At 62.1% G+C, this 20,494-nt stretch carries 21 protein-coding genes; 15 read left to right on the top strand and 6 right to left on the bottom strand.

The features are described 5' to 3' along the window. Positions 1-29: 29 nt before the first annotated feature. Positions 30-860: a bifunctional transcriptional activator/DNA repair enzyme AdaA gene (locus tag ABDZ98_RS12235; RefSeq protein ID WP_343808345.1), complete on the top strand. Its 831-nt coding sequence runs from the start codon at positions 30-32 to the stop codon at positions 858-860. Positions 861-910: 50 nt separating this feature from the next. On the opposite strand, the gene ABDZ98_RS12230 is transcribed toward ABDZ98_RS12235, so the two are convergent. Further along, positions 911-2,497 carry a tetratricopeptide repeat protein gene (locus ABDZ98_RS12230; RefSeq protein ID WP_343808342.1) on the bottom strand — a complete coding sequence of 529 codons (1,587 nt, stop codon included), beginning with the start codon at positions 2,495-2,497 and terminating at the stop codon, positions 911-913. A 115-nt stretch (positions 2,498-2,612) separates the two neighbouring features. Further along, positions 2,613-4,778, bottom strand: a complete 2,166-nt coding sequence (locus ABDZ98_RS12225) for a primosomal protein N' (RefSeq protein ID WP_343808339.1) — start codon at positions 4,776-4,778, stop codon at positions 2,613-2,615. 61 nt (positions 4,779-4,839) lie between these two features. Between ABDZ98_RS12225 and ABDZ98_RS12220 the strand changes: the two genes are divergently transcribed. The 7 genes from ABDZ98_RS12220 to ABDZ98_RS12190 all read left to right on the top strand — a co-directional run bounded on the left by ABDZ98_RS12220 (position 4,840) and on the right by ABDZ98_RS12190 (position 14,184). Next, the gene (locus ABDZ98_RS12220; protein ID WP_343808336.1) at positions 4,840-5,544 is read left to right on the top strand and encodes a DUF4197 domain-containing protein; all 705 of its coding nucleotides are present in this window, start codon (positions 4,840-4,842) and stop codon (positions 5,542-5,544) included. A gap of 94 nt (positions 5,545-5,638) precedes the next feature. Next, the gene (gene cobT / locus ABDZ98_RS12215) at positions 5,639-7,462 is read left to right on the top strand and encodes a cobaltochelatase subunit CobT (protein WP_343808333.1); all 1,824 of its coding nucleotides are present in this window, start codon (positions 5,639-5,641) and stop codon (positions 7,460-7,462) included. A 31-nt stretch (positions 7,463-7,493) separates the two neighbouring features. Then, positions 7,494-8,000 (top strand): DUF2939 domain-containing protein, encoded by a 507-nt coding sequence (locus tag ABDZ98_RS12210; RefSeq protein WP_343808330.1) that lies wholly within the window; start codon positions 7,494-7,496, stop codon positions 7,998-8,000. Positions 8,001-8,452: 452 nt separating this feature from the next. Beyond that, positions 8,453-9,943, top strand: a complete 1,491-nt coding sequence (gene cysS / locus ABDZ98_RS12205) for a cysteine--tRNA ligase (protein ID WP_343808327.1) — start codon at positions 8,453-8,455, stop codon at positions 9,941-9,943. Beyond that, positions 9,940-10,878: a D-2-hydroxyacid dehydrogenase gene (locus ABDZ98_RS12200; RefSeq protein WP_343808324.1), complete on the top strand. Its 939-nt coding sequence runs from the start codon at positions 9,940-9,942 to the stop codon at positions 10,876-10,878. The genes cysS and ABDZ98_RS12200 overlap by 4 nt, the downstream gene beginning before the upstream one ends. An 89-nt stretch (positions 10,879-10,967) precedes the next feature. After that, positions 10,968-12,629: an acetolactate synthase large subunit gene (locus ABDZ98_RS12195; protein WP_343808321.1), complete on the top strand. Its 1,662-nt coding sequence runs from the start codon at positions 10,968-10,970 to the stop codon at positions 12,627-12,629. Between the two features lie 118 nt (positions 12,630-12,747). Continuing rightward, positions 12,748-14,184: an aldehyde dehydrogenase family protein gene (locus tag ABDZ98_RS12190; protein ID WP_343808318.1), complete on the top strand. Its 1,437-nt coding sequence runs from the start codon at positions 12,748-12,750 to the stop codon at positions 14,182-14,184. Here the strand turns inward: ABDZ98_RS12190 and ABDZ98_RS12185 are convergent. Continuing rightward, complete coding sequence (locus ABDZ98_RS12185; protein WP_343808315.1) at positions 14,181-14,537, bottom strand: hypothetical protein; 357 nt, start codon at positions 14,535-14,537, stop codon at positions 14,181-14,183. The genes ABDZ98_RS12190 and ABDZ98_RS12185 overlap by 4 nt on opposite strands. Then, entirely contained in the window at positions 14,527-14,715 is a 189-nt protein-coding gene (locus ABDZ98_RS12180; protein ID WP_343808312.1) for a hypothetical protein, read from the bottom strand. Before ABDZ98_RS12180 ends, ABDZ98_RS12185 begins: the two co-directional genes overlap by 11 nt. Before the next feature lie 138 nt (positions 14,716-14,853). Between ABDZ98_RS12180 and ABDZ98_RS12175 the strand changes: the two genes are divergently transcribed. Continuing rightward, positions 14,854-15,480, top strand: coding sequence for a LexA family transcriptional regulator (locus ABDZ98_RS12175; RefSeq protein WP_343808309.1), 627 nt, complete (start codon positions 14,854-14,856; stop codon positions 15,478-15,480). A gap of 12 nt (positions 15,481-15,492) precedes the next feature. On the opposite strand, the gene ABDZ98_RS12170 is transcribed toward ABDZ98_RS12175, so the two are convergent. Beyond that, positions 15,493-15,963, bottom strand: a complete 471-nt coding sequence (locus ABDZ98_RS12170; protein ID WP_343808306.1) for a GNAT family N-acetyltransferase — start codon at positions 15,961-15,963, stop codon at positions 15,493-15,495. Between the two features lie 112 nt (positions 15,964-16,075). On the opposite strand from ABDZ98_RS12170, the gene ABDZ98_RS12165 reads away from it, so the two are divergent. Further along, on the top strand, positions 16,076-16,762 hold the full coding sequence (locus tag ABDZ98_RS12165; RefSeq protein ID WP_343808304.1) for an MBL fold metallo-hydrolase: 687 nt from the start codon (positions 16,076-16,078) through the stop codon (positions 16,760-16,762). Positions 16,763-16,783: 21 nt separating this feature from the next. On the opposite strand, the gene ABDZ98_RS12160 is transcribed toward ABDZ98_RS12165, so the two are convergent. After that, a complete protein-coding gene (locus ABDZ98_RS12160; RefSeq protein ID WP_343808301.1) occupies positions 16,784-17,179 on the bottom strand; it encodes an MAPEG family protein in 396 nt (131 codons plus the stop codon). A gap of 211 nt (positions 17,180-17,390) precedes the next feature. Between ABDZ98_RS12160 and rpmF the strand changes: the two genes are divergently transcribed. The 5 genes from rpmF (at position 17,391) to ABDZ98_RS12135 (ending at position 20,456) form a co-directional block, all read left to right on the top strand. Beyond that, positions 17,391-17,573 (top strand): 50S ribosomal protein L32, encoded by a 183-nt coding sequence (gene rpmF / locus ABDZ98_RS12155; protein WP_343808298.1) that lies wholly within the window; start codon positions 17,391-17,393, stop codon positions 17,571-17,573. 28 nt (positions 17,574-17,601) lie between these two features. After that, the gene (gene plsX, locus ABDZ98_RS12150) at positions 17,602-18,654 is read left to right on the top strand and encodes a phosphate acyltransferase PlsX (protein ID WP_343808295.1); all 1,053 of its coding nucleotides are present in this window, start codon (positions 17,602-17,604) and stop codon (positions 18,652-18,654) included. Further along, positions 18,651-19,619 (top strand): beta-ketoacyl-ACP synthase III, encoded by a 969-nt coding sequence (locus ABDZ98_RS12145; RefSeq protein WP_343808292.1) that lies wholly within the window; start codon positions 18,651-18,653, stop codon positions 19,617-19,619. The genes plsX and ABDZ98_RS12145 overlap by 4 nt, the downstream gene beginning before the upstream one ends. 106 nt (positions 19,620-19,725) lie before the next feature. Beyond that, positions 19,726-20,025 (top strand): integration host factor subunit alpha, encoded by a 300-nt coding sequence (locus ABDZ98_RS12140; protein WP_343808959.1) that lies wholly within the window; start codon positions 19,726-19,728, stop codon positions 20,023-20,025. Further along, entirely contained in the window at positions 20,022-20,456 is a 435-nt protein-coding gene (locus ABDZ98_RS12135; RefSeq protein WP_343808289.1) for a MerR family transcriptional regulator, read from the top strand. Before ABDZ98_RS12140 ends, ABDZ98_RS12135 begins: the two co-directional genes overlap by 4 nt. Positions 20,457-20,494 lie beyond the last annotated feature (38 nt).

Raw genomic sequence — 20,494 nt, 5'->3', positions numbered from 1 at the left:
TTCCATCCGCATCCGCCTATCATTCCCGTATGACGAATCCTGATACCGGCAGCGAGATGGAGCAGAAAGTGGCCAGGGCTGCCCGTATGCTCGATTGCGAGGGCAAGGCGCCCGGACTGGAGGAGCTGGCCGCCAGCGTTGGCTATTCCCCGGCGCACCTGCAGCGCGTGTTCAAGCGTGTGACCGGGCTTTCACCCGCCGCCTTCGCCCGCGCGATTCGCGAGGAACGGGCCGTGGCCGCGCTGGAGCAGGGCGGGCGGGTTACCGATGCCATATATATAGCAGGCTATGAGAGCCCGGCGCGTTTCTATGAAGCGATGCAGAAGCGGCTGGGCATGACGCCGTCCGCATGGCGCAAAGGCGGGGCAGGCGTGCGGATTGGCTGGCAGATTATCGATACCGCGCTGGGGCCGGTGCTGCTGGCAGCCACCAGCAAGGGCCTGTGCAGGCTCGCCTTCGGGGAGGGCGAACGCGATTTGCAGGCGCGATTCCCCAATGCGGAACTGGTACTGAACGGCATTCCGGCGCAGCTGGCCGAGAATGTCCAGCGGCAGATTGAGCAGCCTTCGACTGCGGCAGAGTTTCCGCTCGATACCGGCGGCACGCCGTTCCAGCAGCGCGTATGGCAACAGCTGCGCGCCATTCCCGCAGGCGAAACGCGGTCCTACGCGGAAATAGCAGCGGCTGTCGGCAATCCCAGGGCCAGCCGCGCGGTTGGCGGTGCCAATGGTGCCAATCCGGTGGCGGTGATCGTGCCGTGCCACAGGGTGATTGCGGCAGACGGGTCTCTGGGTGGCTATGCCTGGGGCGAGGCAATCAAGCGCGAACTGCTGCGCCGGGAAGCCAGGGCGGCGCAATGAACGCGCAGCCGCCCCGCCGTTTCATCGAAGATCTGGCATTTCAGCGAAGATCAGTCTTCGTCTTCATCATCTTCGTCGTCGATCAGCTCGTCCATCATGGTCAGCGCCGCATCGCGATTGCCCTCGGCGATGAAGTCCATGATCTTGTTGAGCGACGGCTCGTCCTCATCCTCTTCATCCTGGCCGGAATCGGGATTGAAACCGCGGAAGGATATCGGGAGCAGCACCGAGCGGGCCGAATCCAGCCGGTTTTCCACCAACAGCTGGCGGGACAGCAGGATACGGTAACCGGCATCCGAACCGGCGGTATCGAAAGCCTGCTCCAGCGCGATGATGGCGCTTTCCGGCGGGTCCTGATCTGCTTCCACGAAGCTGTAGTAATAGGCGATGCGCGGGCGCGGATCGTCCATGTCTGCTGCCAGCGCCTTGCCGGCAAAATCCTGCGCCGCCGCCATCCAGCTGGGATCATCCTCGATCCGCTCAATCGCAACATAGGACAGGATCAGATTGGCCTCGACGGAATTGGGGTCCACTTCAAGCAGGCGCCTGGCGGTGGCTTCTGCCGCTTCGAAATTTTCCGCGCCATATTCCGCGCTGGCCAGCAGGGTCAGGGCGTGGGGATCATCCGGGAAAGACGCCATGTCGCGGCGGATGCGACTGGCCAGATCCTTGGATTCGTCCTTGCCCACGCCGCGGCGCAGACGCATCTCGTCAGAGATCAGCGCCTGTTCGATCGCTGTCATCGGCCGCATCTCTGCTACCGGCTCCACATAATCTGCCGGATTGACGTCCAGACCGGGGAAGGGGCCATCGCGATAGCTCAGCAACTCGCGGTCAATTGCCCGCAGATCACCGAAAATGCGGCGGGCAGCTTCCAGCGAGTGTTCGCCCTGGCCGATCGCGATCAGATATTCGTTGAGCTGGGCCAGCCGTTCGGGATTGAAGTTGAGATAATGGGCCAGCAGCCAGCCAGTGCCATAGAACTGATAGGCTTCACGTCCGGCCAGATCATGTTCCTGATCCAGCATGTCTTCCAACTGGAACTGGCTCATACGGAAGATCTGCGCGGCCCGGTATTGCGGCGGATCGCCGACATGGAACGAACCGTCATCGTTGAAGCGCACGGTAGCGAGCAGCTCCGCATAGCCTTCCACATACCAGGCCGGATAGGCGGCGGGAAAATTCTGCATCATGAAATAATGGACATATTCGTGCTGCAGCACGCTGACCTCATCGAGCCGTGCGGCGCGGGCGCGGTTGCGGCTGGTGTCGGTCACGCTCATCGATCGGCGGCGCTCGGCGCGGGCGGGAGTGTAGGCAACCGAATCGCCGGCGCGCGGGATATAAAAGCCGGCCACGCCGCTTTGTCCGGCCATGCGCCCGATGTCGCCCGTGTCGCCGAAGCGATAGACGGTCAGCTTGGTGGCAGGCGTCGGCTGTTCCTCGCCAATCGTCATGTTCTGCAAGGTGCGCAGCGCCATGTCGAAGCGTTCAAGCTCGACAGCGAACTGGCGGGTGTTCTCTTCGCTATCCTGCGACTTGATGATGAAATTATTGGTTTCCGCCACCCACCAATCCTGCGCGGCGGCAGGTGCGGAAACGATCATTGCGGTCAGCGCCGCGAAGAAAAGTCGCATGAATTCAATCCCCAGTTCTATGCGATTCGACAAAATTTGTACGATCCTAGCCTTATCTTGCCCCAGGTGAACAGCTGATTTCAGCTGAAATTATATGCGGCGTGGCAAGGGGGCATCACACGAAGCTGTATGGATCGATATCCACGCCCACGCGCACACCGGGGGGGAAGGACAGGGCGGAGAGCCATTGCCGGATCACATCCTGCAAATTGGCACTGCGCCTTGCGTTCAGCAGCAGACGGTATCGGTAGCGCCCGCGCAGCAGCGCCATTGGGGCAGGGGCAGGGCCCAGCACCTGCACATCGTCCAGCATCGGGCGGGTGGCGCCAATGCGATTGGCTGCCTCACGCGCTTCGGCGTCATCCTCGGAAGACACGATGATCGCCGCCCAGCGCCCGAAAGGCGGGGCGCCGGCGTGGCGGCGGGCCTCGGTCTCAGCCTCATAAAAGGCGTCGCGGTCGCCAGCGGCCAGCGCGGCAATCACAGGTGCTTCGGGATGGCGTGTCTGGATCAGCACTTCGCCCGGCTTGGCCCCGCGTCCGGCACGGCCGGCCACCTGCGCGACCTGCTGATAGGTCCGCTCCGCTGCCCGCAGATCGCCTCCCTCAAGGCCAAGATCGGCATCGATCACACCCACCAGAGTCAGTTCGGGAAAGTGAAAGCCCTTGGTGACCAGCTGCGTGCCCACGATCACATCGATCAGGCCTTGTTCCGCATGTTGCACGAAGGCGGCGGCTTTCTCCGGCGAATTGAGCGTGTCCGATGTGACCACGGCGATGCGCGCGTCGGGCAGGATCTCTGCCACTTCATCGGCAATGCGCTCAACCCCGGGGCCACAGGCGACAAGGCAATCGCTTTCCCCGCATTCGGGACATTTGTCTGGCGGGGCGGTTTCCAGTCCGCAGTGATGGCAGGCGAGGCGGCTGGAGAGCCGGTGCTCCACCAGCCAGGCGCTGCAATTGGGGCACTGGAAGCGAAAGCCGCAATGGCGGCAAAGCGTCAGCGGAGCATAGCCGCGCCGGTTGAGGAACAGCAGCGATTGCTCGCCGCGCTCCAGCCGCAGTTTCAGCGCCTCCACCAGGGGCGGGGCGATCCAGTGCTGGCTGGCGGGTTTCTCCTCGGTCAGGTTTACCGTCTTGATATCAGGCATTTGCGCCCCGCCGAAACGGCTGGGAAGCACGAGTTTTTCGTAAATGCCGCTGTCGGCCATGTGCAGGCTTTCCAGCGCGGGCGTGGCGCTGGCCAGGATCACCGGGATCTTCTCAAACCGGGCGCGCATCACCGCCACGTCGCGGGCATTGTAGCGCACGCCGTCATCCTGCTTGAAGCTGATTTCATGCGCTTCATCCACCACGATCAGACCCAGCCGGGCATAGGGCAGGAACAGGGCCGAGCGGGCACCCACCACCACCTGCGCCTCGCCCGAGGAGATGGCCCGCCATGCGCGGCGCCTCTCGGTAGATTTGAGCGAAGAATGCCACAGCACCGGAGCGGCGCCGAAGCGGTCCTCAAAGCGTCTGAGGAAGGCCTCAGTCAGGGCAATCTCGGGCAGCAGCACCAGCACCTGCCGATCACTTTCCAGTGCTGCCGCGATCCCTTCGAAATAGGTCTCCGTCTTGCCCGATCCGGTCACGCCATCCAGCAGGAAGGGGGCGAAATCCTGTGCCTGCACCGCTTCGACAAAGCGCGTGGCGGCACCCTGCTGGTCGGCGCTCAACTTGGGCTGGGCGTGATCGGCGCGGGCGCGGGGGTAGGGGCGGTCGCAATCCACCTCCACCGGTTCCAGCACGCCCTGGTTGACGAGGCCGCGCAGCACCCCTTCGCTCACGCCCGAAAGGCCCGCCAGTTCGCGGATCGTCGCTTGTTCGCCCTCCAGCGCGCCGACCGCCCTTTCACGCTGCGGGGTCATGCGTTCTGGCATGCCGCCGGACAGGCGATATTCGGTCATGGTGGCAGGCCCCTTCAGCGCGCCGCCGCTGGCAATCACCATGCGCGCCACAGAGGCCATGGAGGCGCAGTAATAGTCCGCCGTCCATTCGATCAGGCGCATCAGCTGGGGCTGGATCGGCGGGATCGGCAGAACGGACAGGATCGGGCGCAATTTGCTGTCTGCAACGCTGGTGCCCGGCAGGCGGTCCGCATCCCACACCACGCCCATGATCTGGCGCGGGCCGAGCGGCGCGATCACCACGCTTCCCGGGCGCACTTCCATCCCCGCCGGAACACTATAGTCTAGCGGTCCGAGCGCGGCGTTGAATATGAGCAGGCGAGCGCGTTTCATGGGTGACGCCCGATATGGGCGGGCTTGGGGCCTTGCCGCAAGCCGCGAGAGGAGAAACACGGTGAAGATTATCGAAAAGGCGCAGTTTGGCCCGGTTGTAGGGCGCCGCACTGTGCTGGCGGGAATGCTGGCTGGCGGCACGCTGGCCTTGCCCGGTTGCAGCAGCATGGGCGGGTTCAGCCTGGTCGATGCGATCCGCCAGCTGCTGTTCCTCTCCAGCAGCCGCGCCTTTGCCCGGCTGACTGCCGATGGCGGATATTGGGACGATGGTGTGAAGCGGATCGGCCTTGAGGGCTTTCTGGGCAATCGCGGCAATGTGCTGTCATCGATCCTCACCTCCGCCCTGTTCAAGAACCGGCTCGACAATGCCTTTGCCGATGTGGCCGAGAAAGCCTCCGACCGGGCCGCGCCCGTGGTGGCCGATGCGGTGCGGGTGATCGGCGTGCAAAATGCCGTGGCTCTGGTGCGCGGCGGCCCCACGGCGGCAACCGCATTCCTGCGCGGAGAAATGGGTGATGCGCTGGTTCAGGCGATGGTGCCCGAAGTGGGGCAGGCGCTGCGCATCGCGCAGGAACCGCTGGTAGGTCAATTGCTTGCATCGCTTACCGGAGTCGACGTGGCAGGTGTCGCCAACTCCTTTTCCGGCACGGTCAACAATGTCATCTGGGACGAGATCGGGCGCGAGGAATCGGCCATTCGCGCCGATCCGCAATCCACCGGCGATCCGCTGCTGATCGCGGTTTTCGGCGCCGGAGCCTTGCTCTGACGAACAGATTGCCATGTGCTGCGCGCAGATGGCCTATATGCGGGGGTAGCACTGGCGCGGCTGGCCACTTATAGCACCCGCCAAAGCGAGTATTATGGCAGACGAATCCCCCCTCGACCGTTTCAAGCAGGCCCTGACCGGAGCCGCGCGCGCGATTGCGCATGACGCGGAGGCAGAAGTTGGCTGGACCGCCGATGCCCCGGCGCTGAACGGCAACAACATGCGCGTGCCCATGCCCGCGCGCGCCCTGCCGCCCGAACAGGCGCGCGAGGCACGCGGCTTTGCGGACAGTTTCGCCCTGCGCCTGCGCCATCATAACGATGCGCTGCACCGCACCTCCATGCCAGCCGAGCCGGAAGCGCGCGCCTGTTATGAAGCGGTTGAGCGCGTCCGCTATGAGGCGATTGGCGAGATCAATTATGCCGGTATGCGCGCCAATCTGGGCGCCAAGACCGATTTGCAGACCCGCTCCGACCCCATCGCCCGGGCCGAAAGCGCCGAGGACGTGCCGATCCACAGCGCGCTGGCGCTGATGCTGCGCGAACAATTGACCGGCCAGCCGATCCCGCCAGCCGCACGCGCCGGCGTGGAAATGGTGCGCGAATTCATCGAAAGCCGCATCGGCGACGATTTTGAGCAGCTTTCCGCCCAGCTGGAGAACCAGAAGGCGTTCCAGAAACTTTCGATCGACATGCTGCGCCACCTCGAACTGGTGAAGTCGGACGAGCTTGAGGACGAGCTGGACGAAGAGGAAGGCCTCGACGACGAAGACGGCAAGGACGACACCGATCAGGACAAGGATGACGACCAGTCCGACCAGGAGGGCCAGCAGAAGGAAATCGCCGCCGAAGGCAGCGAAGGCGACGGCGAGGGTGAAGACGAGCAGGAAGTCGAACAAGAAACCGAAATGACCGAGGGTGAACCCGGCGATGAGGGTGAGGAGGGCATGATGCCCGTGCGCCCCAACCGCCCGTGGAAGGACCTGCCGGAAAACTTCGACTACAAGATCTTCACCACCCAGTTCGATGAGGTCGTGGAAGCGCAGGACCTGTGCGATTACGAGGAGCTGGACCGGCTGCGCGCCTATCTCGACAGCCAGCTTGCGGGCCTCGCAGGCGTGGTGACGCGGCTTGCCAACAGGCTCCAGCGGCGGTTGATGGCGCAGCAGAACCGCAGCTGGGATTTTGACCAGGAAGAAGGCCTGCTGGATGCCGCGCGGCTGGCCCGCGTGATCGTCAGCCCCGGCCACTCGCTCAGCTACAAGGTGGAGCAGGAGCAGGAATTCAAGGATACCGTGGTCACCCTGCTGATCGACAATTCCGGCTCCATGCGCGGGCGGCCGATCTCCATCGCCGCGATCAGCGCGGACATCATGGCGCGCACGCTGGAACGGTGCGGGGTGAAGGTGGAAATCCTCGGCTTCACCACCCGCGCGTGGAAGGGCGGGCAAAGCCGTGAGAAATGGCTGGCCGAAGGCAAGCCCGCGCAGCCCGGCCGCCTCAATGACCTGCGCCACATCATCTACAAGAAGGCCGACCAGCCGATGCGCCGCGCGCGCAAGAACCTGGGCCTGATGATGCGCGAAGGGCTGCTGAAGGAAAATATCGACGGCGAGGCGCTGCTGTGGGCGCATGAACGCCTGCTCGCCCGTTCGGAGGATCGCCGCATCTTGATGGTGATTTCAGACGGCGCGCCGGTGGATGATTCCACGCTCAGCGTGAACAGCGCGGGCTATCTGGAAACGCACCTGCGCAAGGTGATCGAATGGATCGAGAAGCAAAGCCCGGTCCAGCTCGTCGCCATCGGCATCGGCCATGACGTTACCCGCTATTACAAGAAGGCGGTCACGATCATGGACGTGGAACAGCTGGGCGGCACGATCATCGAACAGCTGGCCGACTTGTTCGAGGTGGAATGATCCCTAACTCGGCGGTTGGGAGAGGCATCACATGAAGAAATTTCTGGCAATACTGGTGCTTGCGGCGTCGCTGGCGGGCACGTGGTATTTCGTCTCGCCGTGGATGGCGATGCGCGGCATCGTCAATGCGGCGCGCGATGGCGATGTGGCGGCGCTGGAACAGCGGATCGACTTTGCCCGCCTGCGCGAAGACACCGGCAACCAGCTGCAAGGCGCGATTGCCGAGCGCACGCAGGACGGCGGCCTGCTGGAGCGCGTGGGCGGCGCGGTTGCCGGGGAGATTGCCGGGCGGCTCACCGATGTTGCATTGACCCCGCGCGGGATTGCCAATCTGGTGACCGTCGGCGCCTTCACCGTGCCGCTGGTGCCCGAACGGTTCCGCGGTCAGGAGCTGGAATGGGATGTGGAGCGCACCGGCTTCAGCACTTTCGATGCAGTCTCCACCTGGGAAGATGGCAGCGCCGGGCCGGTGCTGGTGTTCGAGCGCGACGGCATCGACTGGGATCTGGTCGGGGTGCGAATGAGGGGATCGCGATGAACTTTAGTTCAATTTTAATAGGGCACGATTCATCCTTCCGAGAATCGCTATTCAAATTCGCGATTGCTCGGAGTGCCCTATTTGGTGTTTGCAAACTTCTCGGACTTGGACCAACTCAGCTTAAACGACCCCCATTCCACCCGGAATGAATTCCGGCGAAAAACGCATCGTCTTGCGACAACCGCCGCGACAACTGTGTTGATGATCCATGCCAAGAAGCGAGCAAACACCCAGGGAATAAATTCCACTGGAAGCTCGTTTCCTTGAAATGTCTGAATTGGGCTTGGTCATGAAGAAATCCCAAACCTAAGAATTTTGGTGCCTGAAAATGGGGGTCAAAGCAAATATGAAATTTTTTCATCAACAGTTTTCCTGATTGACAGTGGTGTGTCGAGGTCAGCCTACGCGTGAAGCTTGACCACCAGCCGCATCTGCCGCCAAAGCCTGCGCCCATGACTGCAACATCGCTCAAGCTGTTCAATTCGCTCACCCGCAAGGTGGAGAGCTTCCATCCCGTCCACCACGGTGAGGCGCGCGTCTACACCTGCGGGCCGACGGTCTATAATTACCCGCATATCGGCAATATGCGCGCCTATGTGTTTGCCGATCTGCTGGGGCGCACGCTCAGCTGGAAGGGCTACAGGCTCACCCATGTGATCAACATCACCGATGTGGGCCATCTGACGGATGATGGCGACGGCGGTGAGGACAAGATGGAGAAGATGGCGGCCCAGCGTGCGCAGTCCATCTGGGACATCGCCAAGCATTATACGCAGGCCTATTGGGAAGATGTGAAGGCGCTGAATATCCGCCAGCCGGCCCATTGGTCGATTGCTACCGACTATATCGACGACATGCTGGAATTTGCGAAAAGCATTGCCGACAATCATTGCTATGAACTGGACAGCGGCCTCTATTTCGATGTGTCGACCGTCGCCGATTACGGACGGCTGGCGAGGGCGGTTACCGAAGAGGGTGAAGGCCGGATCGATAGCGTCGAAGGGAAGCGCAACGCGGCTGACTTCGCCATCTGGCGCAAGACTCCGGCTGGCGAAAAGCGACAGATGGAATGGGATTCGCCGTGGGGCAAGGGCGCGCCCGGCTGGCATCTGGAATGCAGCGTGATGAGCGGCAAGCTGCTGGGCTTTCCGTTCGATATTCACACCGGCGGGATCGATCACCGCGAAATCCACCATCCCAACGAGATTGCGCAGAATCAGGCCTTCTGCGGTTGCGGCAGCCTGTCCGACGTATCCAATTCGGGCGCGAACATCTGGATGCACAACAACTTCCTGGTCGAGCGATCGGGCAAGATGAGCAAGAGCGCGGGCGAGTTCCTGCGGCTGCAATTGCTGATCGACAAGGGCTATCACCCGCTCGCCTACCGGCTGATGTGCCTGCAGGCGCATTACCGCAGCGAGCTGGAATTCAGCTGGGACGGGCTGGAAGCGGCGCTGACACGGCTCAAGCGCATTGTGATGGCGGTGGGCACTGCGCGCGCGCGGCTGGACGAACCGCTGGAGGAGCCGAAAGGCGGCTGGACGCTGGACGATGCGCATGGCGAAGTGGGCGGGGCGCTGCTGCCGATGCTGGCCCGTTTTGACGAGGCCATGTCCGATGATCTCAATTCGCCGCAGGCGCTGACCGTGTTCGAGGATGTGCTGGCGCTCAAGAAGGCCGATCCGGTGCACAAGATGCAGCTGATTGCCTGCATGGATGCAGTGCTGGGGCTGGGCGTGCTGACGCTGGAGCGCGCCGACCTGCGCATCCGTCCGAAGGCTGCTGACATATCCGAACAGGAAATCGAAGCCGCGCTGGAGCGGCGCAAGGCTGCGCGGGCAGAAAAGGATTTCGCCACTTCCGATGCCCTGCGCGATGAGTTGACCGCACGCGGCGTGGAGGTGATGGACGGCGATCCGCTGGGGTGGGAGTGGAAGCTTTGACCTGCGCCGTTCTGCCCGCGCTCGTCCGCCCGTTGATGGCGGGGCGCATCCCCGACTGGCTGGATGTGTTGTGGTGGGAAACGGGCGAGCAGCTAGTGGAGTACGCTCCGCAGGCGGAATTCGGCTGGTTCGACATGTTCGACAAGACCGCCCCGATGGAGGCTATTCGCAGGGCGACCGACCTCAAATGGCTTAGCTCCGCCTTTGCCGGGGTGGACTGGCTGCCGCTGGCGGACCTGCAAAAGCGCGGCGTGGTGCTGACCAATGGCTCTGGTCTCAACGCCAATGCCGTGGCTGAATTTGCGGTGATGTCCATGCTCGCCGTGGCGCGCGGCTATGCCGATATCGTCCGCGGGCAAGACCGGCACCAGTGGATCGACCTGCCCACAAAATCACGCGAACTGGCAGGAAGCCGGGCGCTGGTGATGGGCTATGGCGCCATCGGCCAGGCGGTTGGGCGGATGCTGGCCGGCTTCAATGTCGAAGTCGTCCCCATGCGCAGCCAGAGCGGCGAGGGCGTGCTCGGCCCCGATGACTGGCGCGCGCAGATCGGCGATTTCGACTGGATAGTGCTGGCCATGCCCGGCACGGCTGAAACGGCAGGCATGATCGATGCCGATGTGCTGGCGGCAATGAAGGACGATGCCGTGCTGGTGAATGTCGCGCGGGCGGACATTATCGATCAGGACGCGCTTTGCGCCGCCCTGCGCGCAAGACAGATTGGCGCGGCGATCCTCGACCTGACCGATCCTGAACCGCTGCCGCCTGACCATGATCTGTGGGATGTGCCCGGCGCCCATATCACCATGCATATGGCGGGCATGCCAACCCCGGCCAGCCGCCAGCGCGCGGCCGATCGCTTTCTGGCCAATTGCGCCCATTGGCACGCTGGCGAACCGCTGATCGCACAGGTGGACTTGCTGCGCGGATATTAGCGTCATGACTTGTGCCCCCGGCTCTGATAGGCAATGCCCTTGATTAAGGGCCTTTAGGGGAAGGGCCTGCTCAGGGGGGGCAATCGAACATGGCCGAAGCAGGCAAACAGAAGGCGTCCGATCTTTTTATCCAGTGTCTGGAAGAAGAGGGCTGCGAATATATCTTTGGCGTTCCGGGGGAGGAAAATCTCGATTTCCTGGATTCGCTGTCCCGGTCAGACAAGATCAAGCTCATCCTTACCCGCCACGAGCAGGGCGCAGGCTTCATGGCCGCGACCTATGGCCGTCACACCGGCAAGACCGGCGTGTGCCTGGCCACGCTGGGGCCGGGTGCCACCAATTTCGTGACCGCTGCTGCCTATGCACAGCTGGGCGGCATGCCGATGATGATGATCACCGGGCAGAAGCCGATCAAGAAATCAAAGCAGGGCCGCTTCCAGATCCTGGACGTGGTGGCGATGATGGGGCCGATCACCAAATATGCGCATCAGCTGGCGGCAGCGGACAATATCCCCAGCCGTGTGCGAGAAGCCTATCGTCTGGCAGAGGAAGAAAAGCCGGGCGCCGTGCATCTGGAACTGCCCGAAGACATTGCTGACGAGCATTCGGATGCTCATCCGATTCCCGCATCCGTGGCGCGTCGTCCTTCGGCAGAGCCCAAGGCGGTGCGTGTTGCGGTCAAGGCGATTGAGGAGGCCAAGGCCCCGATCCTGGTGATCGGCGCCGGCGCTAACCGCAAGATGACCGGGCGCATGCTCAGCCAGTTTATTGAAAAGACCGGCATTCCCTTCCTCACCACCCAGATGGGCAAGGGCGTTATCGATGAACGCCATCCCAGGTTCCTGGGCTGTGCGGCGCTGTCCGCCGGCGATTTCGTTCACCGCGCGGTGGAAGATGCCGATGTCATCATCAATGTGGGCCATGACGTGATCGAAAAGCCGCCCTTCTTCATGCGTGAAGGCGGCCCCAAGGTGATCCACGTGTCCACCCGCACGGCTGAGGTGGACCCGGTCTACTTCCCGCAGATCGAAGTGATCGGCGATATCGCCAACGCCATCTGGCAGATCAAGGAAGACATCATTCCGCCGGGCCGGTGGAATTTCGATCACATGCTGGCCTATCGCGCAGGAGAGGTCGCCCACACCGCGCCGCTCGCCGCCGATACAAGGTTCCCGATCTTCCCGCCGCATCTGGTGCAGCAGGTCCGCGATTGTCTGCCGGACGATGGCATCATCTGCCTCGACAATGGCGTGTACAAGATCTGGTTCGCGCGCGGTTTCACCGCTTACCTGCCCAACACCGTGCTGCTGGACAATGCGCTGGCCACGATGGGCGCTGGCCTGCCGTCTGCGATGATGAGCGCGATGCTCTATCCCGATCGCAAGGTCATGGCGATCTGCGGCGATGGCGGCTTCATGATGAACAGCCAGGAGATGGAAACCGCGGTTCGCCTCGGCCTCAACATGACCGTGCTGATCCTGAATGACAGCAGCTATGGCATGATCCGCTGGAAGCAGGCCAACATGGGCTTTGAGGATTGGGGCCTGACCTATGGCAACCCCGATTTCGTCAAATATGCCGAGGCCTATGGCGCCAAGGGCCACCGGGTCGAAAGCAGCAAGCATCTGACCGAAGTTCTGGCCCATTGCCGCGATACGCCGGGCGTCCATCTGATCGATTGCCCGGTCGATTATTCGGAGAACGACCAGATCCTGAATATCGACATCAAGAAGCTCTCCAGGGAGCTGTGAATTTTCGAGTTCCCTTCCTGCTTGCAGGAGGGGTGGCGGTGGGCGCATTCTTGAAGGTGCGTCCACCGTCTAATTTCCACCCCCGGACCCTCCCGCAGGCGGGAGGGGGGAGAGAAAAATGGTCCAGTTGAAAGACGTCTACCCGCTCTATCTCAACAACAAGGCTGTGCAGCCCAACACCGATCTTGCGGTGACGGACAAGTTTACCGGCGAGGTGGCATTTCGCACCGCGCTGGCAACGCCCGATATCATCGAGGAAGCCATTGCCGGCACCGTGCGCGCGGCGGAGCCGATGGCCCGGCTGGCGAGCTATGAGAAGCAGGACGTGCTCAATCACTGCGTCACCCGTTTCAAGCAGCGGTTTGACGAACTGGCCTATTCGCTGTGCATCGAGGCAGGCAAGCCGATCAAGGATGCCGAGGGCGAAGTCAGCCGTCTGATCGACACCTTCCGCATTGCCGCTGAGGAATCAACGCGCAATTACGGCGAGGTCCAGCCGCTGGACATTTCGCCGCGCGCCAAGGGCTATATGGGCATGTGGAAGCGCGTGCCGATCGGGCCGTGCAGTTTCATCTCGCCGTTCAACTTCCCGCTCAACCTGGCCGCGCACAAGATCGCGCCGGCCATCGCCATGGGCTGTCCGTTCGTGATGAAGCCCGCCAGCATGACCCCGCTGGGTGCGATCATCATGGGCGAAGTGCTGGCCGAATGTGACGTGCTGCCCGAAGGCGCCTTCTCGATCCTTCCCGCCAGCCGTGACGGGGCGGACATGTTCACCACCGATGAGCGGCTGAAATTGCTCAGCTTCACTGGCTCACCCGGCGTGGGCTGGGCGCTCAAGGCCAAGGCGGGCAAGAAGAAGGTTATTCTTGAACTGGGCGGCAATGCTGCGGTGATCGTCGACAAGGATGCCGACCTCGATCACGCGCTCGAACGGATCATTTTCGGTGCCTTCTACCAGTCCGGGCAAAGCTGCATCGGCGTGCAGCGGATCATCATCCACGAAGATATCTACGATCGCTTCAAGGCGATGCTGGTTGCAAAGACAGCCACTCTGATCGCCGGTAATCCCAAGGACCGTGACACGTTCATCGGCCCGATGATCTCCGTGAAGGAAGCAACGCGCCTGAAGGGCTGGATCGACGATGCGGTTTCAGCCGGGGCCGCATTGCTGTGCGGCGGCAAGCTGGATGGGGCGATGCTGGAGGCGACGCTGCTAGAAGGCGTTCCGCGCACCTGCGATGCGGTGGTGGAAGAAGCTTTCGGCCCGCTGGCAGTACTGACCAAATTCAACGATTGGGATGAGGCGCTGGCGCAGGTGAATGACAGCAAGTTCGGCCTCCAGGCCGGGATCTTCACCAGCAACATCCACCAGGTTCTGGAAGCCTGGGACGTGCTCGATGTTGGCGGCGTGGTGGTGAACGATGTCTCGTCCTACCGGGTCGACAACATGCCATATGGCGGGGTGAAGGATTCCGGCCTGGGCCGCGAAGGGATACGCTTTGCCATGGAAGACATGAGCGAAATCCGGAACCTTGTGATCAGGCGGACCTAACTCTCCTCCAGCATCAATAATTCGCACCTCACCCGCAATTGCGGCGGGTGAAGTACGCTATCGACTTCGGTAATTGCGGCATCGGCCACCAGCTGGCCGGGGATGGCGAATTCGTGCTCGGGCAGGAAGGCGATGAAACATTCGCCTGCCTCCACCGCCTCGTCGCCTTCAAACAGCATATCGACCCGGTGCCGCGTGCCGGCAAAGGTGATGCTGGCCCAGTTCTTTTCACTGTGACGTGAAACGCTGGCCTTGCCTTGCGCCAGTTCGCGCAGGGCCTCCAGCAGCCGTTCACCGGGCGTGCGGCGTGCTTTGCGTGAAGCGCGCGTGGGGCGGGCGGTTTCAATATGCATGCGTTTGCTCCCTGTAGATGTTCATGAAATGTTCCACCCGTTCTTCTGTGTGAGAACGTGGTGTCCGTCCATTTCGCAGGTCCAGGACGAAGCGCGGATCACTGGTGGCCAGCCTTCCGAACTTGGTGGCGGGCATGCCGGTGTGACGCAGGAACACTTCAATCTTTCGGATCAGCATGGCGACTCCTCTCTGATCACAATTCTTTTTGGCAGGGCGGCGAATCGCCCTGTCACATAGCTGTCCTGCGAAATCCTACTTGTCTAGGAAAAATCCTTCATGTAGATAAGTTTCACTTCGAACCGCAGGGAATCCATCATGGACGCGCGCGAAAGACTTGCTGAACTGGTACAGGAGAAGGGCGGAAGCCTGGCAGGCCTTTCGCGTATGCTTGGCCGTAACCCCTCGTATTTGCAGCAATATATTACAAAGCACAGTCCGCGAAAGCTGGAGGAAGATGATCGGCGCAAGCTGGCAAGTTACTTCGGTGTGGCAGAGGCTGAACTCGGCGCACCTAAGGAAAAATCCTACGATGCGAATCAGGAATGGGTCGATGTCCCGCGGCTGGCGGTCGATGCTTCAGCCGGGCCTGGCGCCGCGAATTCTGCCGAATCGCCGTTCGATTCGTTCCGCTTTTCGCGCAAATGGCTGCGCGAACAGGGTCTTGAGCCGGGCCAGCTTTCCGCCATTCGCGTGGTGGGTGATTCGATGGAGCCGTTGCTGCGCGAAGGAGACGACCTGCTGGTGGACAAGAGCGACCGTCCGTTTCGCGACGGTATCTTTGTCGTGCGGCTGGATGAGAACCTGCTGGTCAAGCGGCTCACCTCGCAGGGCGGCGGGCGGTTCTCGCTGCTCAGCCAGAATCTGTCCTACCCGCCCATCGCGGTATCGGCAGAGGATATAGAGCTGGTTGGCCGGGTGGTGTGGAAAAGCGGGCGGCTGTAAGCGTCCGCACCCTCATGATGTCGGATCGAGTTTCAGCTTGAAGCCGGTGTGTGTGGGCGCAAAGCCCAGCTGGGCATAGAAGCGGTGCGCATCCTGCCGGTTGGTGTCGCTTGTCAGCTGCACCAGTCCGCAGCCTTTTTCGCGGCATTGCGTGATGGCCCAGCGCATCATCGCCCCGCCAATGCCCTGGCCGCGCATGCCTGGTGAGACGCGCACTGATTCGATCTGTCCGCGCCATGTCCCTCGTCTCGATACGCCGGGAATGAAGCTCAGCTGGAAACTGCCGACCGGCCGTCCTTGCGCTTCTGCGATCAGCAGGCGGTGGTTGGGGTCCTGCGTTATCGCCTGCAATCCGGCCAGCTGGTGGGCCGCATCAGCTGTGGTGGCGGCATCGCGTGCAGCGCTGACGGGATCGCCATCGATCAGTCCGACGATGAAGGGCAGATCGTCCACAGTGGCGTCGCGATAGTGCAGGGTGACCATATACTTGGCGCAATAGGACCGCCGCAACGGCGGGGCAATGCGCGCCGATGGCAGTATGCGAAGAATGTATGTGGCGATTGTAATTGCCCCCGCCAGTTGCCAGACTCGGTCCATGAACGCCCCGCAACACGCTCCCCGATCCGAATCGCCGCTGCGCGCGGCAATGATCCCCGTCACCGCCTTTCAGCAGAATTGCTCGTTGGTCTGGTGCACGAAGACCATGAAAGGCGCGCTGATCGATCCCGGCGGGGACCTGCCCAAGATCAAGGATGCCATCGCGCGCGCCGGCGTGACGGTGGAAAAGATCCTGCTGACCCACGGTCATGCCGATCATTGCGGCCAATCGGGAATGCTGGCGAAGGAACTGGGCCTGCCGATTGAAGGCCCGCACGAAGATGACCGGTTCTGGATCGCCCGGCTGGAAGATGACGGCCCGCGCTTCCAGATGCATGCCGAGATATTCGAACCCGATCGCTGGTTGAACGATGGCGACACTGTTTCCTTCGGGGAGATCACCATGGAAGTGATCCACTGCCCCGGCCACACGCCCGGCCATGTTGTATTTTTCCACAGGCCGACGAAATTCGCTTTCGTCGGAGATGTCATTTTTCAGGGTTCTATCGGGCGGACCGATTTCCCCATGGGCAATCATCAGGACCTGATCGATGCCATTACCGGCAAATTGTGGCCGCTGGGCGATGATGTCACTTTCGTGCCCGGACATGGCAATCCCAGCACCTTTGGCCAGGAACGCCAGACCAACGCCTATGTCAGCGATGCCGCATTGGCGAGGGCCTGAGCCAAGGGGATTCGGTGCCCGCTAGATCACCCGGAACGCCGCCAGCAGCGCGGCAATCGCCCAGCCGAGCAGCGGGACCAGTGTCGTGAACATGCCGATCTTGCGCAGGGGTCCGGCCTGGTCCGCATCCATGCCCAGGCCGTGGCAGATACGCCCTAGCAGAAAGGCGAGGGCGGATAGCGCCAGCAGCCAGCCGCCATGGCCTGTCAGCTCCAGCAGGAAGATCAGGATCAGGGCGAAGGGCGTGTATTCAACAAAGTTCGCCTGCGCGCGCATGCGCCTGATCAGGGCGGCATTGCCCCCATCGCCATGAACCATGCCAGCATCAGACCGGGCCTTGCCGCACCGCATGGCCAGCCAGATATTGATCAGCGCGGCGAGTGCCGCCGAAAGCAGCGTGATATGCAGGTCTGCCATAAGAACCTCCCAGCTTGGGAGCCTGACGCCCGTGCCCAACTCCCGAGATGCAGATATAGGGGGGCAAGCCGGGTTGCAACGCGGATAGAAATCTATATAGCGCGCGCCTTCGCCGTCTCCGAGGCCTGTTTCCGCCGCGCTTGCGCGGGCGGGGAGCTTGCACTAGGGCGGCTGCCAACAGTTTTGAACATTTCAAGGAACAGGTGCCGCAATGGCTGTCCCTAAAAGAAAAGTATCCCCGCATCGTCGGGGCAATCGCCGCGCGCATGATTCGCTGAGGGTTGAGGCATTCCATGAATGCTCCAACTGTGGCGAGCTCAAGCGTCCGCACAATCTGTGCACGGCGTGTGGCCATTATAATGGTCGCCAGATTGTCGAGCCCAAAGGGCTCTGAGCCCTAGGCTAGAAAGGATATTTCGCGCATGACCCTGCCGCGTATCGCGATTGATGCGATGGGCGGAGACGAGGGCGTGCGCGTTATGGTCTCCGGCGCGGCGCTTGCGCGTCGCCGCCATGATCGATTCCATTTTCTGCTGGTGGGTGACGAAACGCGGATCAAGGCCGCGCTGGATCAGCATCCCAACATGCGCCACGCGTCCGAAATCCTCCATTGCGAGGATGTGGTGGCGGGCGATGAGAAACCCACGCAGGCCCTGCGCCGGGCCAAGACCACCAGCATGGGCCTGGCCATCAATGCCGTGAAGACCGGTGATTGCGGTGCTGCTGTCAGCGCCGGCAACACTGGCGCGCTGATGGCGATGGCCAAGCTTTCCCTTCGTACCATGCCGGGCATTGACCGGCCGGCGCTGGCGGCATTGATGCCCACGCTGGGCGATAACGATGTGGTGATGCTCGACCTTGGCGCCAACACCGAATGCGATGCCCGCAACCTGGTGCAGTTTGCCATCATGGGAGCGGCCTATTCGCGCATCGTGACCGGCAAGGAAGCGCCACGTGTGCGGCTGCTCAACATCGGGACCGAAGCGATCAAGGGTACTGATCAGCTGCAGGAAGCATCCACCCGCCTGAGGGAGGCCACCGGCCTTGCCTTGCAGTTCGAAGGCTATGTCGAGGCTGACAAGATCAACCGCGGGGATGTGGACGTTGTGGTGACGGACGGATTCTCCGGCAATATTGCCTTGAAGGCGATTGAAGGATCGGCGCGGTTTGTGACCGATCTGCTCAAGAATGCCTTTCGCTCCTCGTTGCGGTCGAAGGTCGGTTTCCTGATCTCGCGCCCGGCCACGGAATTGCTTCGCCATCAGCTCGATCCCAACAACCACAATGGCGGCGTTTTCCTGGGCCTGAACGGCGTGGTGGTGAAATCGCACGGCAGCGCCAACGCCCAGGGCGTGGCCAATGCCGTGGCAGTGACCGCGCGCCTGCTGGAGGAAAGCCTGACCGAACGCATCACCGCCGATCTGGCCGAGCTTGGCGAAACGCGCCTGCGTGAAAACGGAAGCACTGCCAAGTGATCCGCACCGTATTCAAGGGATCGGGCTCTGCCCTTCCACGCCGCGTGGTGACCAATGCGGAACTGGCCAAGACCGTGGACACCAGCGATGACTGGATTCGCGAGCGGACGGGCATCACGCAAAGATATCTGGCAGCGGATGATGAAACCACCGCCACTCTGGCTACGCAAGCGGCGCGCGCTGCATTGGAAAATGCCGGGCTGACCATTGCCGATATTGACCTGATCGTGCTGGCAACCGCCACGCCCGACAGCACTTTTCCCGCCACCGCCACCAAGGTCCAGCATGCGCTGGGCGGATCGGGTTTTCCGGCCTTTGATGTGGCGGCGGTGTGTTCCGGCTTCCTGTATGCGCTGGGCACGGCGGATTCGATGATCCGCACCGGCATGGCCACCAATGCGCTGGTGATCGGCGCGGAAACCTTCAGCCGCATCCTCGATTGGGAAGACCGGGCAACCTGCGTCCTGTTTGGCGATGGGGCGGGGGCATTCGTCGTTGGCGCGCAGGACGTTGCCGAAGATGGCGGCCCGGGCATTCTGGCCACACAGCTGCACGCCGATGGTGAATTTGCCGACCTGCTCTATGTCGATGGCGGCCCGTCCACCACCGGCACCGTGGGACATGTGCGGATGAAGGGGCGCGAGGTTTTTCGCCATGCCGTCACCAATCTGGCGCAGGTCCTGCGCGATGTGCTGGCCAAGGCAGGCTATGCGCCCGGCGATATTGACTGGGTGGTGCCGCATCAGGCCAATCTGCGCATTCTGGATGCCACGGCCCGCAAGCTGGGCCTGTCGATGGACAAGGTGGTGGTCACCGTCGATCAGCATGCCAACACCTCCGCAGCCTCCGTCCCGCTCGCTTTCGATACGGCGTGGCGCGACGGGCGGATAGCCAAAGGCGACCTGGTAATGCTGGAAGCGATGGGTGGTGGATTTACCTGGGGCGCCAGCCTGCTGCGCGTCTGACGACAGATTCGGTGGAATGCGCAGGCGTTAACCTTGCCAAGCAGCCGAAATTACTGCATTATTGTCTCCGGGTCGCGCATTTACAGGAGTGGAACGTATGGATTCTATGCGATCCGTAGGAACACTGACGCGCGCCGATCTTGCAGAGACCATAAATCGCAAGATGGGGTTCTCCCGTTCGGAGAGCCTGGACATGGTCGAGGCAATTTTGGCCAAGATGTGTGATGCGATGTCTGATGGCGAGAATGTGAAGATTTCCGGTTTCGGCAGCTTCATTCTCCGTGACAAGAAGGAACGCATCGGCCGCAATCCCAAGACCGGGGTTGAAGTGCCCATCACGCCGCGCCGGGTGATGACGTTCCGCGCCAGCCAGAAACTTAAAGACCGGATCGCGTCTGGATCATGAGTGACCGGGCCGCCATTCCGTTTGATGACGGCAAGGCACGCGATGCCATGCGCACGATCGGCGAAGTGGCGGCGGGTTTCGGCATAAAACAGCACATCCTGCGCTATTGGGAACAGCAGTTTCCCATGCTCCGCCCGCTCAAACGCAGCGGCGGCAGGCGGCTTTACCGGCCCGAAGACGTGGCGCTGGTGAGCCGGATCAACCAGCTGATCAACCAGCAGGGTTACACGCTCAAGGGTGCCAGACAGGTAATTGAGAGTGGTACAAACGGTGCAGGGCAGGCTGCATCGCCCTCCACATCTGCTCAGGCCGCTCCGACCCAGACCTTGTCAGCTCAGCCTGCTGTCCAGCAATCGGTCGATAACGCCAATGTTCTGGCAAGACTGAAGGATATTCGCGCCCGCCTTTCAGGGGCGCTGGCCGCCGCCTGATCTCAGGTCAGAATTTCGACCTGATTGTCAGCGTAATT

The sequence above is a fragment of the Alteraurantiacibacter aestuarii genome (assembly GCF_039523595.1).
Taxonomy (GTDB): Bacteria; Pseudomonadota; Alphaproteobacteria; order Sphingomonadales; family Sphingomonadaceae; genus Alteraurantiacibacter; species Alteraurantiacibacter aestuarii.
This window is presented reverse-complemented; position numbering and strand designations above follow the sequence as displayed.

Excerpts from the sequence above, each read along its gene's own strand:
- ABDZ98_RS12235 (WP_343808345.1), top strand. The coding sequence starts at position 30 with ATGACGAATCCTGATACCGGCAGCGAGATGGAGCAGAAAGTGGCCAGG.
- ABDZ98_RS12230 (WP_343808342.1), bottom strand. The coding sequence starts at position 2,497 with ATGCGACTTTTCTTCGCGGCGCTGACCGCAATGATCGTTTCCGCACCT.
- ABDZ98_RS12225 (WP_343808339.1), bottom strand. The coding sequence starts at position 4,778 with ATGAAACGCGCTCGCCTGCTCATATTCAACGCCGCGCTCGGACCGCTA.
- cobT (WP_343808333.1), top strand. The coding sequence starts at position 5,639 with ATGGCAGACGAATCCCCCCTCGACCGTTTCAAGCAGGCCCTGACCGGA.
- ABDZ98_RS12210 (WP_343808330.1), top strand. The coding sequence starts at position 7,494 with ATGAAGAAATTTCTGGCAATACTGGTGCTTGCGGCGTCGCTGGCGGGC.
- cysS (WP_343808327.1), top strand. The coding sequence starts at position 8,453 with ATGACTGCAACATCGCTCAAGCTGTTCAATTCGCTCACCCGCAAGGTG.
- ABDZ98_RS12195 (WP_343808321.1), top strand. The coding sequence starts at position 10,968 with ATGGCCGAAGCAGGCAAACAGAAGGCGTCCGATCTTTTTATCCAGTGT.
- ABDZ98_RS12190 (WP_343808318.1), top strand. The coding sequence starts at position 12,748 with ATGGTCCAGTTGAAAGACGTCTACCCGCTCTATCTCAACAACAAGGCT.
- ABDZ98_RS12185 (WP_343808315.1), bottom strand. The coding sequence starts at position 14,537 with ATGCATATTGAAACCGCCCGCCCCACGCGCGCTTCACGCAAAGCACGC.
- ABDZ98_RS12180 (WP_343808312.1), bottom strand. The coding sequence starts at position 14,715 with ATGCTGATCCGAAAGATTGAAGTGTTCCTGCGTCACACCGGCATGCCC.
- ABDZ98_RS12175 (WP_343808309.1), top strand. The coding sequence starts at position 14,854 with ATGGACGCGCGCGAAAGACTTGCTGAACTGGTACAGGAGAAGGGCGGA.
- ABDZ98_RS12170 (WP_343808306.1), bottom strand. The coding sequence starts at position 15,963 with ATGGTCACCCTGCACTATCGCGACGCCACTGTGGACGATCTGCCCTTC.
- ABDZ98_RS12165 (WP_343808304.1), top strand. The coding sequence starts at position 16,076 with ATGAACGCCCCGCAACACGCTCCCCGATCCGAATCGCCGCTGCGCGCG.
- ABDZ98_RS12160 (WP_343808301.1), bottom strand. The coding sequence starts at position 17,179 with ATGGCAGACCTGCATATCACGCTGCTTTCGGCGGCACTCGCCGCGCTG.
- rpmF (WP_343808298.1), top strand. The coding sequence starts at position 17,391 with ATGGCTGTCCCTAAAAGAAAAGTATCCCCGCATCGTCGGGGCAATCGC.
- plsX (WP_343808295.1), top strand. The coding sequence starts at position 17,602 with ATGACCCTGCCGCGTATCGCGATTGATGCGATGGGCGGAGACGAGGGC.
- ABDZ98_RS12140 (WP_343808959.1), top strand. The coding sequence starts at position 19,726 with ATGCGATCCGTAGGAACACTGACGCGCGCCGATCTTGCAGAGACCATA.
- ABDZ98_RS12135 (WP_343808289.1), top strand. The coding sequence starts at position 20,022 with ATGAGTGACCGGGCCGCCATTCCGTTTGATGACGGCAAGGCACGCGAT.